At 66.5% G+C, this 20,445-nt stretch carries 15 protein-coding genes; 3 read left to right on the top strand and 12 right to left on the bottom strand.

The genetic code is table 11. From position 1 onward, the window contains the following. Positions 1-58: 58 nt before the first annotated feature. From NQ034_RS15385 to NQ034_RS15345, 9 genes are all read right to left on the bottom strand, one after another. Positions 59-1,204, bottom strand: a complete 1,146-nt coding sequence (locus NQ034_RS15385; RefSeq protein WP_257049920.1) for a YkvI family membrane protein — start codon at positions 1,202-1,204, stop codon at positions 59-61. A 193-nt stretch (positions 1,205-1,397) separates the two neighbouring features. Then, on the bottom strand, positions 1,398-2,129 hold the full coding sequence (locus NQ034_RS15380; protein WP_257049919.1) for a maltokinase N-terminal cap-like domain-containing protein: 732 nt from the start codon (positions 2,127-2,129) through the stop codon (positions 1,398-1,400). Between the two features lie 86 nt (positions 2,130-2,215). Then, a complete protein-coding gene (gene thyX / locus NQ034_RS15375; RefSeq protein ID WP_257049918.1) occupies positions 2,216-3,004 on the bottom strand; it encodes an FAD-dependent thymidylate synthase in 789 nt (262 codons plus the stop codon). Between the two features lie 71 nt (positions 3,005-3,075). Continuing rightward, entirely contained in the window at positions 3,076-4,236 is a 1,161-nt protein-coding gene (locus tag NQ034_RS15370) for a DUF418 domain-containing protein (protein ID WP_257049917.1), read from the bottom strand. Positions 4,237-4,338: 102 nt separating this feature from the next. Continuing rightward, positions 4,339-5,433 carry a lipoate--protein ligase family protein gene (locus tag NQ034_RS15365; protein ID WP_257049916.1) on the bottom strand — a complete coding sequence of 365 codons (1,095 nt, stop codon included), beginning with the start codon at positions 5,431-5,433 and terminating at the stop codon, positions 4,339-4,341. A gap of 39 nt (positions 5,434-5,472) precedes the next feature. Continuing rightward, positions 5,473-7,851 (bottom strand): prolyl oligopeptidase family serine peptidase, encoded by a 2,379-nt coding sequence (locus NQ034_RS15360; RefSeq protein WP_257049915.1) that lies wholly within the window; start codon positions 7,849-7,851, stop codon positions 5,473-5,475. Positions 7,852-7,977: 126 nt separating this feature from the next. Next, positions 7,978-9,069, bottom strand: coding sequence for a branched-chain amino acid aminotransferase (locus NQ034_RS15355; protein ID WP_257049914.1), 1,092 nt, complete (start codon positions 9,067-9,069; stop codon positions 7,978-7,980). A gap of 61 nt (positions 9,070-9,130) precedes the next feature. Continuing rightward, on the bottom strand, positions 9,131-10,171 hold the full coding sequence (locus NQ034_RS15350; protein WP_257049913.1) for a 3-isopropylmalate dehydrogenase: 1,041 nt from the start codon (positions 10,169-10,171) through the stop codon (positions 9,131-9,133). Between the two features lie 93 nt (positions 10,172-10,264). After that, positions 10,265-11,788 (bottom strand): glycosyltransferase family 2 protein, encoded by a 1,524-nt coding sequence (locus tag NQ034_RS15345; protein ID WP_257049912.1) that lies wholly within the window; start codon positions 11,786-11,788, stop codon positions 10,265-10,267. 237 nt (positions 11,789-12,025) lie between these two features. Between NQ034_RS15345 and NQ034_RS15340 the strand changes: the two genes are divergently transcribed. Beyond that, positions 12,026-12,883, top strand: coding sequence for an HpcH/HpaI aldolase/citrate lyase family protein (locus NQ034_RS15340; protein WP_257049911.1), 858 nt, complete (start codon positions 12,026-12,028; stop codon positions 12,881-12,883). Positions 12,884-12,996: 113 nt separating this feature from the next. Here NQ034_RS15340 and NQ034_RS15335 read toward each other — a convergent pair whose 3' ends face one another. Next, complete coding sequence (locus NQ034_RS15335; RefSeq protein ID WP_257049910.1) at positions 12,997-14,535, bottom strand: hypothetical protein; 1,539 nt, start codon at positions 14,533-14,535, stop codon at positions 12,997-12,999. A gap of 175 nt (positions 14,536-14,710) precedes the next feature. After that, complete coding sequence (locus tag NQ034_RS15330) at positions 14,711-15,769, bottom strand: YdcF family protein (RefSeq protein ID WP_257049909.1); 1,059 nt, start codon at positions 15,767-15,769, stop codon at positions 14,711-14,713. Between the two features lie 244 nt (positions 15,770-16,013). On the opposite strand from NQ034_RS15330, the gene NQ034_RS15325 reads away from it, so the two are divergent. Beyond that, positions 16,014-17,321, top strand: a complete 1,308-nt coding sequence (locus tag NQ034_RS15325) for an MFS transporter (RefSeq protein WP_257049908.1) — start codon at positions 16,014-16,016, stop codon at positions 17,319-17,321. A 69-nt stretch (positions 17,322-17,390) separates the two neighbouring features. Here the strand turns inward: NQ034_RS15325 and NQ034_RS15320 are convergent, their stop codons facing one another. After that, positions 17,391-19,982, bottom strand: coding sequence for an ATP-dependent Clp protease ATP-binding subunit (locus NQ034_RS15320; RefSeq protein ID WP_257049907.1), 2,592 nt, complete (start codon positions 19,980-19,982; stop codon positions 17,391-17,393). A 173-nt stretch (positions 19,983-20,155) separates the two neighbouring features. Here NQ034_RS15320 and NQ034_RS15315 point away from each other — a divergent pair, with 173 nt between their 5' ends. Further along, on the top strand, positions 20,156-20,368 hold the full coding sequence (locus NQ034_RS15315) for a ChaB family protein (protein ID WP_257049906.1): 213 nt from the start codon (positions 20,156-20,158) through the stop codon (positions 20,366-20,368). Positions 20,369-20,445: the final 77 nt, after the last annotated feature.

Genomic DNA, 20,445 nt, shown 5'->3' with positions numbered 1-20,445 from the left:
GTTCTCGCAAGAGAATCAGACCAAAGCGCCTGCTCATTCGGGTTGAGTCCCGGGTGACTCAGGAAGCCTGGTGCTTCAGGTGCTCCCTGCGGACCAGACGGACGATGACGCGGATGATCATGAGCGCCAACAGCAGCATGCCGACGTAGCCGTTGAGCTGGTAGACGATGTTGACCAGCGTGGAGAAGTCGAAGGACATGCCGATGAACATGCCCACGATCGCCAGCACGATGGTCGTGATCTTGAACGAGCCGGTGCCGTCGGTGGTGAACCTGGAGCTGACGGTCCACAGCATCGGCACGGCGGTCGTGTAGATGCCGGCGAGGATCATCACGGAGATGATCGCGGCGATCGCCGGGCTCAGCTGCCGGGCCAGGACCAGCATGGGGATCTGCGCATCCCAGGTCTGGGCCAGGTTCGCCAGCAGGCCCAGTCCCACGACGATGCAGGTCGCGGCGAAGAAGAACCCGCCGAGGGCACCGCCCCAGACGGCCTCCTTGCGCACCTTGGCGGTCTTGCCCAGGGCAGCCAGGAAGGGCACGGTGGCCAGCATGTTGTAGCCCACGTAGCTGAAGCCGGCCATGAACCAGTTCGAGGCCGCCGCCTTGACCTCCAGGGTCGGCAGCAGGGTGTCCGATTCCTTGATCCCGCCGGGGTTCTGGATGATCCCGACGATGCCCAGGATGATCGCGACGATGACGATGAGCGGTCCGATCTTGCCGATGATGTCGACCAGCCGGTTGAGGCCGAACCAGGCGGTGACGATGACCAGCAGGGTCATGCCCACACCGCCTACCCAGGGCGAGACGCCGTACTGTTCGTTCGCGGTCGCCGCGGCGCCTGCGATCATGACGGTGAAGATCAGGAAGATGAATACGATCGTGAAGTAGTCGAAGAACGTGCCCAGGGCGCGGCCGCCGTAGTAGTGGAAGATCTTGCCGGGGCGCTCGAACCGCTCCCGCTGACCGGTGGTGAACAGTTCGACCATGATGAAGACGAACAGCACCATGACCAGCAGACCGGAACCGAAGACGCCCCAGCGACCATAGGCGGTGAAATACTGGAAGATCTCCTGGCCGGTGGCGAAGCCCGAACCGATGAGGAATGCGAGGATCGCTCCCGCATAGGTCAGGATGCGACCGGTGGTCGATCCGGTGCCGGTGTGCGTTTGGCCGCCGGTGGACGTGGCGGTACTACTGCTCATGGTGGCGTGTGCTCCTTGGGGTGTGTCTACGGGGTCGTGCTGCGGGTCTGACGGTGGATGGACTCACCCTCCACCGTCGGGGATTGACGAACACCTCAGACTAGTCGCCCCTGCACACAGTCCACACCCACGTCCGCATAGTGATACGACCGTACGGCGGGTGCACCACGGACTCCCCGCCGGGTGAAACCGCTCAGTCGATCAGACGGGCCGCGACGACCGTCCGGGCGGGCTTGCCCTGGACCACCGGCAGCTGGACCAGCAGCTGGCCTGCCGGCGTGTCCAGGGCGGTGCCGCGGGAACCGCCCGGACTGCGTTCGAGTGCCAGCGTGTAATCGCCCAGCCGGCTGATCGACAGGCCCTCGAGCTCTTGGACCACGGGCAGGCCGCGGGCTTCGGCATCGGCCGCTGGCCCCCGCAGTTCGGGACCATAGGGCTCGGGTGCCCCCGTCCCCCAGGCGCGCACGACCTCCTGGGTCGTCTCCTGCGGGCCGGTCTCCGTTTCGACCATGAAGGGCACTGACTCACCGCTTTCCACGATGGCGCGCACGGCCTCGGCGACGAAAACCGGATCGGCGGCACCGTCGTAGACCCAGCGCTTGCCCAGCACGGAGTGCTGCATGGTGCCGAGCAGGGAATTCTCCGCCCCGTCCAGGGGCGCATCCCGGTAGGACAGCGGGATCTGCAGCAACGGCAGGGACTCCTCACCGGCTGCCTCGGCCAGCACGGCGCGCCACCCGTTGGGGACCACGCGGACCAGCAGAACCTCGGCGCCCACCTCACCTGCTGGATCGTCGAAACGATAGCTGCCGACCTTGACCAACGAGGTGTCCTCGCCCAGCTGCGCCCACGGCTGGTAGGGCAGCCACTCGGAGATGAGTTCGAGCTTGCCCGGCTGGAGTTCGGCCTGATGGATGATTGCCACTGCGTGCTCCTTTGCGTTGCGGTATCCCGGGGCGTAGGCCCCGCTCACAGCCCCCGGGGATCGAATCGTGCTGGTGGTCTTCTGGATCAGGCCTTGCGGGTCCCCGGGATCCACTCCCCGTCCTCGGTGACGGTGTAATCGGCGAAGATCGCCGGCGCCTGCTCACGCATGATACGCGCCACCCGGTCGAAGACCAGCCGGATCTCCTCTTCAGCGCCCTTGGCCGTGCGCATCTCGATGACGTGTCGCAGGGTCCGCAGATTCGCAGTCCACACGATCCCGGTGGCCAGGCCCTCCGGGGCGAACCGGCGCATAAAGGACGTCATGTGCTTCTTGTGTGAGAACTTCTGGCCCTCTGAGTCGAGTCCGAAGTGTTCGGCCATCCACTTCTGGTGCTCCTCCATCTGATCGAGCAGCTTAAGCGAGCGCTCCATCAGCTCCGAGTCCTGACGCGCCCATTCCGGGAACCACAGGGGGATGTCGTCGAGGCGCACATAGCGCAGGGACTCCTGGCTGAACGCGGAGCCGGCACGGTGGCGGATCAGCTCATGCGTGAAAACCCGCGAGACGTTGTGGAAGATGAAGGTGAAGTTCGCATGTTCGAGGACGGAGCCGTGCTGGCTGCCGATCACATTGCCCAGGTAGGCGGTCGAATCCGTGCGCACGCGCGAGACGTTCTTGTTCAGGCCCGGCTCCCACGAGCGGTAGCACATGCGTCCGGCGAACTCGACCAGGTCCTCGGCATCGGGACTGTCCTGTTCGGCGACCCGGTCGGACCAGCTGGAACCGGAGACCTCACCCAGATATGCGTTGACCGCGTCCCAGTCCAGCTGGGGTTGGGCGATGAGTTCGACGGACGGTTCGACCTGGCGCACGGAAGCTCCTTGGAAGACGGGTGCGGACCAGACAAGCATAGTAGGACGCATCCGTGCGGAGACAGCCGGGTTCAGCTGGTGGAACCCGCCACCGGTACTGCGGCCGAGATGCCCGCCCGGCCGGCGGGGACCTCGGCGGCGGTGGAGGTCGTGCGCCGCAGCTGCGGCCGGCGCCAGCCGGTGCACCAGCGCCACAGGTACTCCACCGGTCCCATCCGGAAGCGGCGGAGCCAGGCGGTCGACCAGGCCCACTGGGCCAGGAAGACCACGCCGGCGAACAGCAGCGCCACCCGCCAGGCAACGGTACCGGCAGCGGCGGACATCTGCTCGGCCGGCTGGCCCGCCGGGCTTGCACCGATGCCGAACTCGCCGGTGAAGGCCAGGGAGAAGAGCAGGATCAACAGGGTCGCGCTGAGATAGTTCGTGCACGCCATCCGGCCCAGCGGAGCGAAAACCGCCACCAGCGGGCGGCGGACCGGGGTGGAGAGCAGGAAGATGAAGGCCGCGACATAGGTGGCGGCCATGAGCAGGCCCAGGCCCGCGGACAGGCGCGTGTCGGCCAGGCGTTCCAGCGCGGTGGTCTGGGCGAAGACCAACAAGGTCAACGAGGCGCCGACGATCGCAGTACTGCCGGCCGTCCAGCCGGCCCGCGGGCACGCCTCGATGCGCTGGGCCAGGCCGCGCACCCCGGCCAGGGCGCCCAACAGGAACAGCCCGGGAATCAGTGCCAGTCCCCCGCCGAGGCACACCCCGGCGGCCAGGAGGAACACCCCGGCCAGCCCCAGACAGCCATCCGTCCAGGCGCGCGCCCTGGCGGTGGCCCGCGGCAGCCGGCTGATCGGCACCAGCAGGACCAGGCCGTCCAGGGCGTAGGGCAGCAGGGCCTCGCCGGGTTGGAACAGCTGGTGGACAGAGCCCAACACCGCTAGGAAGAGCATCCGTCGCAGCAACTGCGCCCCCGTGTAGCCGCGGCGCCACATTATGCCGAAGCCCACCCCGAACAGCAGGCTGAAGATGGGGAAGAACCGGTTCTGCACGAAGTCCTGGAGCCAGCCGTAGGCGGGCAGGACTGTGCCCGAGGTGTCGATGACGGGCAGGTGCAGCAGCGGACCGATGTTGACCAGCAGGATCCCCACGAGGGTGAACCCGCGGATCGCATCCAGACCGTCGAGCCTGGCGGTGGGCGAGTCATCCCGGCCGGTGGGAGCGGGTGCGGGCTGTCTGAGATCCATACCCTCCACCCTAGGAATCCGAGGGCTCCCGCGGAATGCGGTGCGCACCCGTGCCCGGGTGGGGTTTTCCCCTCCTCCGTCTGGAGGAGGGGCGGGGTCGGCTCAGGGCACCCGGTGGGTCCAGGCCTCGGTGCCGAACTTCGTCTCCACCAGTTCCAGAGCCCGGTCCAGTTCCGCCTGGGTGACCTCGCCGATCCGGGCGTTCGTCAGGCCGATGAAGGCCCGCTGCATCGCGGCGATGACCTCCTGACGGGGCACACCGGTCTGACGACGCAGCGGGTCGACCCGCTTCTTGGCCGAGCGAATCCCCTTATCGGAGAGCTTCGCCTTGCCCACGCGCAGCACCTCGGACATCTTGTCCGCGTCGATGTCATAGCTCATCGTGTCGTGATGGAGCAGCGGCCCGTCGGTCAGACGCCGCTGCGCGGCCCCTCCGATCTTGCCGTGGTCGGAGGAGATGTCGTTGATCGGCACGTAGAAGGCGTTCACCCCCAGGTCCCGCAGCCCCTGCAGCACCCAGGTGTCCAGATACTTGTAGCTCTCCTCGTAGTCAAGACCCGCGACCAGGGATCCAGGGGCGTACATGGAGAAGGTCACGCAGTTCCCGCCCTCCATGAACATGGCGCCGCCGCCGGAGATCCGCCGGACCACCTCGACGCCGTACTTGTCCACGCCGGCCTGATCGACCTCGTTGACATAGGACTGGAACGCCCCGATCACGGTGGCGGTGTCCTCCCACTCCCAGAACCGCACGGTGGGGTTGCGGCGGCCGGCCGCGACCTCTTCGAGCAGTACCTGGTCCAGGGCCACATTGTGGCGGGTGGGGCGGACCACGTCGTGGATGAAATCCCAGTCGTGATCGTAGAACTCCGTGGCGCCCGCCATCCCCCGCTTGAGCGCCCAGGCCACGTCCGCGGCGGAGAAGCCGTGCAGGGCGGGTGCCGACATGCCCGCCTCACGGGCGGCCCCGGCCAGGGCCCGGTCGATGCGCTCGATGATCTGGGCGCGGTCGTCGGTGGTGGCCACGCCGAGCAGCGCCGGGGCGATCGCGAAGTAGCCCTCTTCCGGTTCGATGAAGAAGTCCCCGGAGAGCTGGAGTGCACTCAGCACCCCGTCGGTGAGGGTGCCGTCCAGGACGATCAGCTTGCCGCCGGGGACCTTGCGTTCGGAATGGAAGTCACGATTCTCTGAGCTCATAAGCCCAGCCTAACGCGTACCCTGGCGCCGATGACCCGGCTACTCCCCGGTCAGCTGCCGCCAGAGGAAGCAATAGGTCAGCGCGCGGGTCTCGGCGGCCTGGCGGTTGTCCGCGGCTGCGGAATGGCCACCGGCGGTGTCCTCGAAGAACCAGACCCGATCCGCGACCTCCTCCCAGTCCTCCATCTTCGCCGCCATCTTGCGCGCCTGCACCGGGCCCACCCGGTCGTCCGAGGTGGCAGTCCAGAACAGCACAGGCGGATAGTCCTGTGCCGCGCGCCGCTGGGAGTCGATCAGCTGGTACGGCGAGAAGGTCTTGATGAAGTCCCAGTCGTCCGTGTCCGGATCACCGTATTCGGCGATCCAGGAGGCACCGGCGGACAGCTTCGTATAGCGGCGCATGTCCAGCAGCGGCACCCCACAGCTGATCGCCCCGAAAAGCTCGGGGTACTGCGTGAGCATATTGCCCACCAACAGGCCACCATTGGAGCCGCCCGCACAGGCCAGATGTGAGGGGGTCGTCACGCCACGGTCGACCAGGTCGCGGGCCACCGCGGCGTAGTCCTCATAGGCGCGGTGCCGGTTCTCGCGCAGCGCCGCGGTGTGCCAGGTGGGGCCGTATTCGCCGCCGCCGCGAATGTTGGCGACCACGTAGACGCCGCGCCGACCGGTCGGCAGGGTGCCACCGGCCCCGGTTCCGACCGGATCAGTCCCCGCGGCCGAGGCGCCGGTTGCCGGGGCCGGCCCCGTCGCCTCGGCCCGGCCGGGGTTGGGCCCGGTCGTCCGGGTCAGCCAGCCCAGGCCGATGGTGGGCGCGTAGCCGGGCAGGCGGGAGAGCTCGAAGCCGCCGTAGCCGTCCTGGTAGACGGGGTTGAGGCCGTCGAGTTCCATGTCCGCCGGTGCCACCTGGAAGTAGGGCACACGGGTGCCGTCGGCGCTCGTGGCGAAGTGCTGGGTGACGGCGAAACCCGTCGCATCGAACAGTTCGGGCCCGTTCTTGATCCGTACGGGCTCCGTGGCCGAGGTCCCCCTGATGCGCGCCGCCGCACGCACCTGTGGACTGGGCTCCGGGGCCAGGGACTGCGCAGTGGCCGGCTCATGGGGACCGGCCGGCACGTCCAGGATCGTCCCGCGCATGAGCGTGGTGGGGGTGAGGAAACCGGAGACGGTCATCCAGAAGTCGTCGGCCGACTCATGGTGCTCATCGTCGGGATCTACCGCGGCGACGGACACCGTGTGATTGGCGGGCACGCCGGGCAGATCGCGGGTGGTGAAGCCGTGGCCCAGGTCGACCACGCGCACGACGGACTGCACATCGCGCAGCAGGCCCAACAGCATGTAATTGCGGGTGATCGACCAACCCTGCAGGCTGGTGTGCTCGTCCGGGGTGAAGAGGATCCGCACCGAGGTATCGCCCGTGGTGAAGGCCGCGAGTTCGGCCACGGCCAATCCGCCGGCCGGTACCTCGCCCCAGTCGGTGCGCGGACGCAGCAGGAGCAGTTCGCGGTCGACGTCGACGGATACGTCGGTGGGCACGTCGATGGTGGTCCACGGGACATCGGGGCGGCCGGAGGGGTCGTTCGCCCCGCCGGCGGGGGCCTCGGCCACAACCGAGCCGGCCGAATCGCTCCCGCCATCGGGCGCGTCGAGTGCTGCGAGGAAGTCCGGCAGGGGCGCGAACTTCAGGCGGGTGTTGAAGAAGTCCAGGACCTCGACGACGAACACCCGCTCGAAACCGCGGGTGTGGTCCACGGCGATGGAGATCTCCAGTTCGTCCAGCGGCACGGCCGCCACCTCGCGCGCCAGTGCCGGGTCCTGGCCGCGCTGCAGCACCCGCGCCGATGCCGGATAGGACGATTCGGTCATGGAGCCGGGGCCGAAGTCGGTGGCCACCAGCAGTTTGTCCGGTGTCAGCCAGCTTGCCTGGGCCTTGGCCGTCGGCAGCACGAAGCCGCCGTCCTCGGGGGCGAGGAATTCGCCGGTCCCCAGGTCGAATTCGCGGATCGTGTGCGCGTCCCCGCCGTCTGGGCTCAAGAAGATCAGCGCCCGGTCGTAATCGGGCCGGCGCAGGCGGGAGCCGTGGAACACCCAGTCGATCCCGTCGGCTGCGGCCAGGGCGTCGACGTCGAGCAGGACCTCCCAGTCCGGGGAATCGCTCAGATATTCGTCCCAGGTGGTGCGCCGCCAGATCCCACGCGGATGCGCCGCATCGCGCCAGAAGTTGTAGTAGTGGTCCCCGATCTTGGACACCCCGGGAATCCGGTCCTCGGAGTCCAGGGCGGTGTGGATGGCCGCGGCGGTCGCGTCGAAGTCGGCATCGCAGAAGTCCGCGCGGGTGCGGGTGTTCTGCCCCTGCACCCAGTCCAGGGCGTCCTTGCCGTGGATGTCCTCAAGCCACAGGAACGGATCGTCGGTCACTGTTCTTCTCCTCGTCTATGTCCATATACGACAACGTCCACTACTTGACGAAATGTCGAAAAATCGGCGATTGCGCCGGAAATTCGACATTTCGTCAAGTAGTGGACGGGTGGGGCCGGTGGTGGCTCAGGCGAGCTGGACCATCCAGCCCTCGGGGGCCTCGGCGCGGCCGTACTGGATGTCCAGCAGGGCCTTGCGCAGCGCCATGGTCTTCTCGCCGGGCTCACTGCCCATCTCGACGGTGAAGTCGGTGGACTTCAGCGCGCCGATCGGGGTGATGACGGCGGCGGTGCCACAGGCGAAGGCCTCGACGATCTCACCGGCGGCGGCGCGCTCGCGCCATTCGTCGACGGTGATGAGGCGCTCCTCCGGGGCCAGGCCCAGGCGTGGAGCCAGGTCCAGCAGCGAGCGGCGGGTCACGCCGTCGAGGATCGTATCGGACACCGGCGGGGTGACGAGCTTGTCATCGGAGGTGACCAGCATGAGGTTCATGCCGCCCAGTTCCTCCAGGTACTTCGATTCCGCGGCGTCGGTGAACATCACCTGGGCGCAGCCCTGTTCCTTGGCCTCGATCATCGCGCGGGTGGAGGCGGCGTAGTTGCCGCCCGTCTTCGCGAAGCCGGTGCCACCGGAGCCAGTGCGCTTGAGTTCATTGGACAGCCAGATGTCCACCGGCTTCACGCCGCCGGAGAAGTAGGCGCCCGAGGGGCTGGCGATGACGTAGTAGTCCGCCTGCTCCGTGGGACGCAGGCCCAGGAAGTACTCCGCAGAGAACGTGAACGGGCGCAGGTACAGGCTGACCTCGTCCGATTCGTCCTTCGGCGTGGGCACCCAGTCCTTGTCCTGGGCGACCAGGGCCTTGAGGGACTCGACGAAGTCCTCTTCGCTCATCTCCGGCAGGGCCATGCGCACGGCGGACTTGTTCATGCGGGCGGCGTTGCGGTCGGGACGGAAGGTCCAGATCGTGCCGTCTGCGTGCTTGTATGCCTTGAGGCCCTCGAAGATCTCCTGCGCGTAGTGCAGGACCGCCGCGGCGGGATTCAACGGGATCGGACCGAAGGGAACGACCTCACGGCCGTGCCAGCCCTGTTCGTCCGTGTAGCGGATGTGCGCCATGTGGTCGGTGAATTCCACGCCGAACGCCGGCTTCTGCAGCAGCAGGTCGCGGATTTCAGCGGGGCGGGGCTGAGGATTCTTGTTCACCTCAAAATTAGACATAACAGCTTTCTCTCTCACGAGATGGTCAGAACGCCGGAATGGCGTACTTCAGTTTATCGCCTCAGCCTATCCGTGCGGCGATCGCATCGCCGATCTCGCTGGTCGAGCGCTGCGCGGTACCGCGCTCGGCGAGGTCGGCCTCGGCTGCGGTGCGGATCGCCTTGGCGACGACCTCCAGGCCCAGGTTCTCGGCCATGAGGGCGCCCGACAGGATGGCTGCCGTCGGGTCCGCGATCCCCTGACCCGCGATGTCCGGCGCGGATCCGTGGATGGGTTCGAACAGGCTGGGACCGGTTCCGGACACATTGAGGTTGCCCGAGGCCGCCAGGCCGATTCCGCCGGTGACGGCGGCTGCCAGGTCGGTGACGATGTCGCCGAACAGATTGTCGGTGACGATCACATCGTACTGGGCCGGGTCGGTCACCAGGTAGATCATGGCGGCGTCCGTGTGCTGATAGTTCACGGCCACGTCCGGGTAGTCCGGGGCAACGGATTCGACAACGCGGCGCCACAGGTGGCCGGCGTGGACCATGACATTGTGCTTGTGCAGGTAGGTCAGCTTCTTGCGGCGCTTGTTCGCCTGTTCGAAGGCGAAGCGCACTGTCCGCTCGATGCCGTACCAGGTGTTCACGGACACCTCGGTGGCGACTTCGTGGACGGTGTCCGTGCGCATCGAACCGCCCTGGCCCACATAGGCGCCCTCGGTGCCCTCGCGGACGACGACGAAGTCGATCTCGCCCGGGTTGGCCAGCGGGCTGGTGGTGCCGGGGAAGAACTTCGAGGGCCGCAGGTTGACCCCGTGGTCCAAGCCGAAGCGCATCTTGAGGATGATGCCGCGCTCCAACACACCGGACGGGGTGGTGGGATCACCGCAGGCGCCGAAGTAGATCGCATCGAAGCCCTTGAGCTCTTCGAGTTCCGCATCGGTCAGGGTCTCGCCGGTCTCGTGCCAGCGCTTGGCCGAGGCCTCGAACAGCTTGGTATCCAGCGTGGTGTCGTCACCGGCGGCCGCAATGGCGCGGTTGAGGACCTTGAGGCCCTCGGCGATGACTTCCGGTCCGATGCCGTCTCCGGGCATCACTGCGATCTTGAAAGTGCTCATAGGGCAAGTCTAGAAGCAGCGTCTCATTATGCGTCTCAATGTCTCATATGGTGGCAAGTGAGCAAGGCGCCGGTAGAACTGGCCCGCCGCGGGCTACGCCGCAACCGACTCTCCAACGCGCGCCAGGACAGCACGCCCGCTCTTCTTCACCTTGATCCGCCAACCACAGCCTTCCCCTTCGTAGGTAGCGGGAAGCCGCACAAGAACAGGTGCTCCCACAGGCATCTCGTCCAGAGCGCACATGAACAAGGTGCACGTACCCTGCTCCGCGATCCGGTCCAGAGGAACCCTGACGACAAAGCCCGGATCGCCCTTCCGGGTCCCCGGCCTAGACTTTTTTCGCTCCACCGACCGCGCGGAATGGACCGGGCGCGCAGTATCGGTCTGCATGATGACCGCCACATCTCCGGGTACCGTTGACCTGCCGAGGAGAGAACGCAACCCCATCGTGGCCCCCAAAGTGCCGGCCCCGGTGGCCAATGCGCGCAGGGTACGGGCAACGGCCGCGAGCTTCCGCCGGTTCGATGCGGCCGGGTCGGCGCCGGACAACCCGATGGAAGCGCTCACGTGCAGGGTCAACCCGGTTGCGTCCGCAGACACCTTGTGCACTGTGAAATCGGGCTTGATCAACTGTTCGAGCTTGGCCAACCGATCCAGGCGTCGCCGGTTCCCCTGCACCAGGGCCACAATGCGCTCAGCTTGCAGTGGGGTGAACCGTTGTGACCACGCCGGGGCCGCAACGCCGAAGTCCCACTTCACCAATTCTCCAAGGGCCACCAGGGCGGCTGCTGCCGCCTTCGCCCACATGCGCTGGTCCCCGGGGCTGCTCTGCAACCAGTGCACGCTGTCAAAACGCCGCAGAATCTTGGTCCGCACAAGTTCACCGATCAGGTCCTCGACCCGGTCCGAGGACCCGACGAGGTTGTGCCCGATCGACACAACCGACTTCATGTATTCGAACGGGTCCGCTCGGCGCGACGAGATATGGCCGGAAGCCTCATGCCTGACCGCGACGTAAAGAGGCTTGCCTCCGGCGAATACGATGCGATCGGACTGCGCATAGACCTGGGACATGAAGATCCCGTCTTCCAGGCGAACAGCACCCTCGGCAAAGCGAATGTCACCCTCCAATAAGAGCGAACGTCGAATCATCCGCAGGCAGCACAACGAGGCAACCACGTCGGCCACTTCCACGGGTCCCGGCTTCAAGTGCCTGTTGAATGCCGCTACTCCCCGGCCCCCTTCGGTCCCCATCCGCGGCACCACGACATCCGCGTCGAATCGTTTGGCCGCGGTACCCATTTCACGCAGAGCCGTCGGCGCCAGAACATCATCATCGTCGACGAAGAGAACATACTCGCCCAGAGCCGCATCGACCCCGACATTCCGGGGTCGGCCCGGCCATCCACTGTTCGATTGGTGTATTACCCGAAGGCGAGCATCCGTGCGGGCTGCAGAATCGAGGATGGCAGCGGTCCCATCGGTACTCCCATCATCGACGATGACGACTTCAAAACCCCCAGGAGGCTCTTCCTGGGCTTGGATCGCCGCGAGAGTCCGGTGAATCGTGGCAGCGGCGTCGTGCGCCGGCATGACAATGGAGATCTGTGGAGGCATTTCCCAAGGTTCACATCGGAAAGCGAACCATGTCGTCCAAATCACCAGCTCTTGAAAACTTTGAACGTTCGAAGTCTTCACATTTTTCAGAAATACCCGTCGAACGGCCCGAAGCAGTGCAGCTACGCGCCCAGCCGGGCCGCAGCACATCGACTCCCGCCACAGCTACCGGTGTCGTACGCCGAGGCCGCACGGCCACCCGCTGTCACCTCGGCAATCGTTTATTAGACTGGGCCCATGCCTGATTCGATTCGCAACTCCCGCGCCGCAGCACTCCCGGCCAAGCTGTCCCGCACCTGGCTGCTGACGAACGCCGCCAAACCGGAACTCTTCGAACCGGCGCAGCGCTCCGAAGCCGACTCGATCATCTTCGATATGGAGGCCGCCGTCCCCGACACGCTGAAGTCCGAGGCCCGTGACAACGTCGTCGATGCGCTGTCGAAGGGGATGTCCGGCTGGGTCCGGATCAACGCCTCGACCTCTGACTACTGGGAGGACGACCTGGCCGCGCTCAACGGCCTGCCCGGCCTGCGCGGGGTGATGCTGCCCAATACGGAGAAGCCCGACCAGGTGACGCTCACGGCTATGCGCGCCGGAGCCGGCATGCCGGTCCTGGCCCTGATCGAGACGGCGGTGGGGATCGAGAACGCCACCCGCATCGCCGAGGCCCCCGGCACCTTCCGCCTGGCTCTGGGCACCAACGACTTCCGTAAGGACACCGGCGTGGGCGACGATCCCATCGCCCTTGCCTACGCTCGCTCCCGTCTGGTCATTGCGACCCGGGTAGGTGGACTGCCCGGCGCGATCGACGGTCCGTCCGCCGCGGGTGCGGCACCTGCGACGGTGGAGACCGCCTGCCAGTGGACGATCAAGATGGGTATGACGGGCAAACTCGTCCTGAACCCCGAGCAGGCCGAGGAGATCAACAACTGGTTGGCACCGAGCGCCGACGACCGTCGCTGGGCCAAGGAACTGCTCAGCGAGGCCGAGGCCGCAGGCGACGCCGCATTCGTCGACGGCTCCTACCTGCCGCGTCTGACCAGGGCCAAGAAGATCGCCTCCCTGGCCGACTCCTACGGACTCTGGAAGGCTTGAGCAACCGGGTCGCCACATCATTGGACCGGCTGTTTCAGATTCCACTGTTCGAACGGTGGAATCTGAAACAGCCGGTCCAATGATTCTGTGACTTCCGCTCCTGGCTGCGGTCCTCAGCCCCGCCGGCGGCGACTGATCACCATCAGCCCGATACCACCGATGAGCAACACGGCGCCGATGCCCGCGGCAGTCAGCTCCATACCGGTACGCGGCAGTCCGCCGTCGTCGTCCGCACCGCTCTCGCCGGACCCCGGCGCAGCGGGTTCGGTCCCCGCATCGCCAGCGTCGTCGGTGGGTTCCGATGTCGCAGGGTCGGTCGGTTCGGCGCTGACAGTTTCCGTGGGTTCACCCGGTGCCGAAGGTTCCGGCACCGAGGTCTCCGTCGGCTCGCCGGGCACCGTGGGCTCTGCGGTCTCGCTGGGCTCCGCCGGCCGGCCCAGCACGGTGAAGTCCAAGCGCGCGAAGGTCTTCGCGTTGTCGGCCGACTGCACCAGGATCGAATGTTCGCCCGGGTTGAGTGCGGGTACCTTCGTCGTCACCGTACCCGCAGCCGAGACCTCCACATCATCGGCCACAGTTACGGGATCCGAGTGGAAGACCACATCGACCTTCGTCCCGGCCAGTGAGTCCAGACCGGAGATCGTCAGTTCATCCCCCGGCCGGCCAGAGTCAATGCTCACCTGGGCATCGACCCGATCATCCGTGGGTGTGGACGTTGGCTCGTCCGTGGGCACCGAAGAGGGCTCGTCCGTCGGCTCCGTGGTAGCCGTATCAGTCGGCTCCGAACTCTCCGTAGGCTCCGGCGTACCCTCCGGCTCAGTCACCAAGATCTCCTTGGAGGTCTGACGGGTTTCATAGTGCGTGTAGTTATTCGCGATGGTCCATGTCGAGACGGAGATCTTATGACCGACATCTTTAGAGGTGAGCGCGTAGGTCTCCGGCATCTCCATACTTTCCCTGTCGGGATCGATATCCTCACCATCGCGCAGCCAGGTGAGGTTGTGACGTATCGGGAATTCCCTGCCATCCCCATAGTTGTCTGGGCCGTTCCATGGCACCGTCGCCTTCAGCGTCGAGCCGACTGTCGAACCCCCGGTGACCGTCAACTCACCGACGGGGGCTTCCGTCAAGGAGGCGATAGTTCCCTCTATGGTCTTCTCGGTCGAACCGGGCTTCGGCACCGTGTAAGTGGTTCCCGCTGCGATCCCGAAGTTCTTCGAGCCGAGGAACTGTGTGATGTGCCAGTCGGCGTTGCTGGTCTCGAACTGGGTGAAGTACGCCTTGTATTCCTTACCCGGTTTCAGCCCGGAGAACGTCCACTTACCGTCGGTCTTGGGTTCACAGGCATTGCTGTCATCGGGATCACTCGGGTCGAAGGGATTGCACCCCGAATCGGCCTCGGCCTTGGCCTCATCAGAGGGGATACCCTCGTACTGGCCGAACTCGTCGGGCTTGGCACCTGGATCGACCAGTTGCAGGCTTCCACCCCAGGCAGAGTTCTCATTGGTCACATGGAACTTCAGCGTGCCGGTCTGCGCGGCGTGGGACGGCGCTGCACCGGGGACGAGCAGCGCAGCCCCCAGGGCCGCCGCTGCGGCGCCGGCCCAGATCCTTCTACTTCGCCTTCTGGCCTTCGCTACGAATGTGCTCAACGCTCGCGTCATCGGTTACCTCTTACGGGGGTACGGGAGTGGGACTCATCCACCCTAGAGCTGCGGGGACCACCGCGACCGTATTCCGTGCCCGATCTGAAAAGTTCGCACGTTCAAAGTTTTCAGAAGTTTCGTCTTCCCCGGTCAGCCGCCCTATACACAAGGCTGGACCGACTCAGATGAAGACCAGGATGAACCAGATCCCGGCGGCCAGGCCGGGTAGTGCCAGCAGCACGTGCAGCCATTTGTGCATGAGCACGACGGCGGCGAACTCCCGGATGAAGGCACTGGGCACGTAATAGCGCGCGGTCTTCGACCCGAGCACATCCGCGTCCACTCCGATTCTGCGCGAGAGCAGCGCGGCCCGCGGAACGTGATACCCGTTCGTGGCGACCAGCAGATGGCCGGTCGCGGGCACGTCCCGGCGCGCGACCTCGGCGTCGGCGATCCTGCGGGAGAAGCGCAGGTTCTCCTCCGTGGTGCGCGAGCGGTCCTCGGCGATCACATCCGCGCCGCCCGCGACCGAACCCGTGCCCTCCTGCCCCGCCTCTCCTCCCCCGCCATCCTCGGCCAGTCGTTCCAGCAGGTATTCGGCCATGGCCTCGGACTCCGTCCGCGGCTCATCCGGACCCCGCCCTCCCGATGGGATGAGCGGCCCCGTCCATCCCGCACCGCGCAGGCGCCGGAACCAGGCCAGTCCCAAATCCAAGCGTGAGGCCAGCAGCGGCGGCACGCGGCCTCCGATCAGCCCGGAACCGAGCACCACCACAGCGTCGGGATCCGTGCGCGTAGGCCGGCGCGCGTACCAGCCGGTGAAGACGAGGAAGACCAGAAACGTCAACCCCACCTGAGCACAGCCGTAGAGCATGAGCAGCGCCAGTCCGATCCCGGCATTACCGAAGGCGAAAACGACCACAAGTCCCAGCACGGGCATCGCCAGCACCACCAGGCCCAGCAGCCCGGCAAGGGAATTGCCCAGCGAGCGGCCCTCCTTGCGGATCATCTGCAGTCCATTGCGCAGGAGCACGAAGGCAAGGGCCAGGATGGAGAACGGTGCCAACAGTGCTGCGACCATCAGCAGGATGTAGACGTTCAGCCCCAGATAGAACAGGATTTCGAAGACGGCCAGTGCCGTGAACCAGACCGCGCATACCAGCGTCACCGCGATGCGCAGGCGCCGAGGATCACCGGCTCGCATCCGCAGATACAGGAACCAGAGGAGAACGGCAAGCACGGCGTCGAACACCTTTCCAGTCTTTCATGCGGCAGGGCTGGCGTGCCTGAACGCAGCGCGATCAACCCCAACACGATGACACCTCACAACGGCGTGTCCGACCCCACTGGGGCCCCGCCCCACAACCGGTATAGTATTAAGTTATATAGTTCTTTTGATAGAATTCGCCCGATTCGCCGCTTCGGCCCGGGCCACCACTGTGAGACATCGTTCTCGTCCCTCCAGAAAGGAAGGCGCTTCGTCGTTGAGCCACGACACCCTCGGCACCACCAGCACCACGGATTCCCCCGGACATGCGCAGAAGAAGGCCACTGATTCCAAGCCCCGCCTGCTGACGCCCACCTTCATGATGGCCTGGCTGATCAACTTCAGCCAGTTCCTTGTCTTCTACTGCCTGGTCACCACCATGGCTCTCTACGCGATCAAGCAGTTCGCGGCCTCGGACACCACCGGTGGTCTGGCCTCCAGCGCCTTCGTCATCGGCGCGACCGTCGCCCGCCTGTTTACCGGCTATGTCGTCGACACCCTGGGCCAGCGCAGGACGCTGCTGGTGGCGCTCATCGTCGTCGCCGTCATCTGCGCGCTCTACGTCCCGGCGAACTCCCTGTCGCTGCTGCTGATCGTCCGGTTCGTCCACGGCCTGGGCTATGCCTTCGCCGGAACCGCGGCGATGGCCATGGCGCAGACGACGATCCCGGCGGCCCGGCGCGCCGAGGGTACCGGCTACTTCGCAGTCAGCGCCACCCTGGCCAGCGCCTTCGGACCCGCCCTGGGTCTCATCATCGTCAACCGCTTCGACTACACGATGCTGTTCTTGATCGCCCTGGGCGTCGCCGTCGTCGGAATGGTGCTGGGCCTCGTCCTGCACCTGGTGACCCACCAGTCCCTGGACGCGGAACAGAAGGTCCAGCGCAAGGCCGCCCGCGCGGCCGAGCCCAAGGCCTCGTTCTCGCTGCGCGATATCGCCCACCCCGCGGTCATCCCGATCGGCTGCTTCATGCTGCTCGTCGGCCTGTGCTACGCCGGAGTCATCACCTACCTCAACAGCTATTCCGAACAGCGCGACGTGGTCACCGGCGCCGGGTTCTTCTTCATCGCCTACGCCGGAGCCATGCTCGTCATGCGCTTCGTCCTCGGCAAAGTGCAGGATCAGCACGGCGACAACATCGTCGTCTACCTGGGCTTGGTCTTCTTCGCACTCGCCCTGGCACTGCTGGCCATCGCGAATACCAACTGGGAGATCGTCGTGGCCGGCGCTCTGACCGGCCTGGGCTACGGCACACTGATGCCCGCCAGCCAGGCGATCGCCGTGAACCTGGTGTCCGCCGACAAGCTGGGCACCGGCATCTCCACCCTGCTGCTGCTGACCGATGTGGGCGTGGGCCTGGGGCCGATCGCCCTGGGCATCCTGGTCGCCCAGACCGGCTACGCCCTGATGTACGGCATTCTGGCCGTCATCGTCGTGGCCGCCGGCATCTTCTACCACTTCGCACACGGCCACAAGCAGCACGCCGGCGCCAAGGCGCCCGCTGCACGCGAAACGGTCGCCTGAGCAACACACAAAGCCCCCTGTGTTGTGGATATCCACAACACAGGGGGCTTTGTGTGTCCGGCTGGGGGCTCAGCCTGCGACGGGCGCAGACCCGGCCGGCTCATCCGCTGTGACGACCAGGCGACCATCCACCGCGGTGGCCCGCACGGTCGACCCGGCGTCCGCGGCCTCGGTCACCAGCAGATCGGCGATCGCGTCGTCGAGCTCGCGCTGGATCACCCGGCGCAGCGGCCGGGCACCGTACTCCGGCTCGTAGCCATGATCGGCCAAGAGGTCCAGCGCGGATCCGTCGATTTCCAAGGCGATGTCCTGCGCGGCCAGGCGCTCGCGGACCTCGGCCAGCTGCAGGTCGACGATGCGGCGCAGCTGCGACCGGTCCAGCTTGGTGAACATCACCGTGTCGTCGATCCGGTTGAGGAATTCAGGGCGCATGACCTCCTTTAGCCGGCCCATCACCTTGGCGCGCAACTCGGACTCACCAGCGCCCACCGCCGCAGAGCTGAACCCCAACGGCGCACCCGATGCCGCGATGAACTCGCTGCCCAGGTTGCTCGTCATGATGACCACAGTGTTCCTGAAGTCCACCGTGCGCCCCTGCCCGTCGGTCAGCCGCCCGTCGTCGAGGACCTGCAACAGCATGTTGAACACGTCCGGGTGTGCCTTCTCCACCTCGTCGAGCAGCACGATCGAGTACGGATTGCGCCGCACCCGTTCGGTCAACTGCCCGGCCTCGTCGTAGCCGACGTATCCCGGGGGCGCGCCGACCAGACGGGAGACGGTGTGGCGCTCGCCGAACTCGCTCATATCGAAGCGGATCAGCGCGGACTCATCGTCGAACAGCGACCCGGCCAGCGCCTTGGCCAGCTCCGTTTTGCCCACGCCCGTGGGGCCCAGGAACAGGAAGCTGCCGATCGGCCGCGCGGGATCCCCCAGGCCGGTCTGATTGCGCCGGATCGCACGCGAGACCACCGCGACGGCGTCGTCCTGCCCGATCACACGCTCGTGCAGTTCGTCCTCCAGATGCGCCAAGCGTGTCTTCTTCTCCTGCGTCATGCGGGCGGCGGGGATGCCGGTGGCCCTGGCCACGACCTCGGCGATCTGCTGCGCGTCGACCGTCTGCGGCTCTCCGGCCGCGGACCCCGGCGCCGAGGCCGTACCCGGCTTGGCGCCCGTCGTCGCCGCGTCGAGTTCGCGGGTCAGCTCCGCCATCTCGTCGCGGATCTCGCCGGCCCGCTCGAAGTGCTCCGAGCTTATGGCGGAGTTCTTCTCCGCCTCCAGCTCCCCCAGGCGGGCCCGCAGGGCGGCGGTGTCGACCTTCGGCCCGCGCCGCAGGGACAAGCGCGCACCGGCCTGGTCGATCAGGTCGATCGCCTTGTCCGGCAGGTAGCGGTCGGTGATGTAGCGGTGGGACAGTTCGACGGCCGCGCGGATCGCCTCGGGCGTGTAGACCACCCCGTGGTGTTGCGCGTACTTATCTGCCAGACCGCTCAGGATCTGCACCGCGTCCTCGACCGAGGGCTCCCCGACCGTCACCGGCTGGAAGCGACGTGCCAGCGCGCCGTCCTTCTCGATCGTGCGGAACTCCTGCAGGGTCGTCGCCCCGACCAAGTGCAGTTCGCCCCTGGCCAAGCGCGGCTTGAGGATATTACCGGCATCCATCGAGTTCGACTCGCCGGAGCCGCCGGCGCCCACCACGGTGTGCAACTCGTCGATGAAGACGATCGCATCGCCGGACTGGGCGATCTCCTCGAGCACCCCGGTCAGGCGCTCCTCGAAGTCGCCGCGGTACCGGGTGCCGGCGATCATGCCGGGCAGATCGAGTGCCACCACGCGCTTGCCCGCCAGCTGGGCCGGGACCGAGCCCTCGGTGATCGCCTGGGCCAGGCCCTCGACGATCGCGGTCTTGCCCACGCCGGGTTCACCGATGAGCACAGGGTTGTTCTTGGTTCGCCGCGCCAGGATCTCGATGGTCTGTTCGATCTCCTCGGACCGGCCGATCACCGGGTCCAGCCCGTCCTCGGCCGCCAGCGCAGTCAGGTCCGTGCCGTATTTCTGCAACAGAGAGCCCTCGTCGTCAGGGGCCGTGCCCTGCTGTCCCCCGGACTGCTGCCCCTGCTGCTCGGCGGACTGCCGGGCGCCCGCGGCCGCGGCCTGCAGGGACGACTGGGTGACGCCGGCGGCTGCCAGGATGCGCCCGGCGGGCATGTCCTGGTTGAGCACGAGGGCGAAGAACAGGTGTTCGGGATCGATATAGGTCGACCCGAAGGCGCGTGCCACCTGGAAGGCGTCGAGCAGCGCGCGCTGGGCTGCGCCGGTCAGCGTGGGTTTGCCCTCGACCTCCTTGTCCGAGGCGGCCGGCAGCCGTTCCTCCACGGCCTCGGCCAGTGCGGCCGGATCCGCGCCCGCGGCCCGGACGGATCCAGCCGCCGGATCGTCTCCCAGCATGGTGTGCAGGATGTGCAGGGTGTCGACCTCGGCGTGGCCATGGTCGACCGCATAACGGCCGGCGGCGTCGATGAGTTCCCTGGTCTTCTTGCTCAGCTGCCGCGAGATGTCGATCGCGCGGCCCTGGCGATTCTGTCCCTGGCCCTGGAAGATGCGGGCGAGGAACTCCTCGAACGAGTCGCCGCCGCTGCCCTGGGGTCCATAGAATGTGGCCATGTTTCCTCCCTTTTCTATGGTGAAAACCTAGACTTGAGTGCGTACGACTCAACTAACACCGCAGGACGGGTGTTCTATTCCCGCCGGATCCGCGGTACGGTTGGTGGCACTACTTCCCGGACAACTCCCCGCACGACGCCCAACGGCAATGACGCATTCAGGAGATGATGAGGATGCCCAAGACCACAGGGTCGGGACGGCCCAGGAAATCCGAGCTGCCGGATACTCTGCTGCGCTCCGATGAGAAGGCGCAGCGGACGTTTGCGAAGGCCCACGATTCGGCCCTGGCCGAATACGGCAACGAGGAACAGGCCCATAAGGTCGCCTATGCTGCCCTGGAACACACGCACCACAAGGTCGGCGACCATTGGGAGCCCAAGGACTGAAAACGGCCCGCTGTCTGAAGGCTGCCCGCAGAACTGCGGACTCCGGAGACGGCGGGAAGAACCGCAGCGGCGGGCCC

Origin of the sequence: Brevibacterium moorei (genome assembly GCF_024580735.1) — a bacterium.
GTDB classification, from domain to species: Bacteria; Actinomycetota; Actinomycetes; order Actinomycetales; family Brevibacteriaceae; genus Brevibacterium; species Brevibacterium moorei.
Note: the sequence above shows the minus strand (reverse complement) of the source record. Positions and strands in the feature narration are given on the sequence as shown.

Excerpts from the sequence above, each read along its gene's own strand:
- NQ034_RS15370 (WP_257049917.1), bottom strand. The coding sequence starts at position 4,236 with ATGGATCTCAGACAGCCCGCACCCGCTCCCACCGGCCGGGATGACTCG.
- NQ034_RS15350 (WP_257049913.1), bottom strand. The coding sequence starts at position 10,171 with ATGAGCACTTTCAAGATCGCAGTGATGCCCGGAGACGGCATCGGACCG.
- NQ034_RS15345 (WP_257049912.1), bottom strand. The coding sequence starts at position 11,788 with ATGCCTCCACAGATCTCCATTGTCATGCCGGCGCACGACGCCGCTGCC.
- NQ034_RS15365 (WP_257049916.1), bottom strand. The coding sequence starts at position 5,433 with ATGAGCTCAGAGAATCGTGACTTCCATTCCGAACGCAAGGTCCCCGGC.
- NQ034_RS15320 (WP_257049907.1), bottom strand. The coding sequence starts at position 19,982 with ATGGCCACATTCTATGGACCCCAGGGCAGCGGCGGCGACTCGTTCGAG.
- NQ034_RS15340 (WP_257049911.1), top strand. The coding sequence starts at position 12,026 with ATGCCTGATTCGATTCGCAACTCCCGCGCCGCAGCACTCCCGGCCAAG.
- NQ034_RS15315 (WP_257049906.1), top strand. The coding sequence starts at position 20,156 with ATGCCCAAGACCACAGGGTCGGGACGGCCCAGGAAATCCGAGCTGCCG.
- NQ034_RS15385 (WP_257049920.1), bottom strand. The coding sequence starts at position 1,204 with ATGAGCAGTAGTACCGCCACGTCCACCGGCGGCCAAACGCACACCGGC.
- NQ034_RS15355 (WP_257049914.1), bottom strand. The coding sequence starts at position 9,069 with ATGTCTAATTTTGAGGTGAACAAGAATCCTCAGCCCCGCCCCGCTGAA.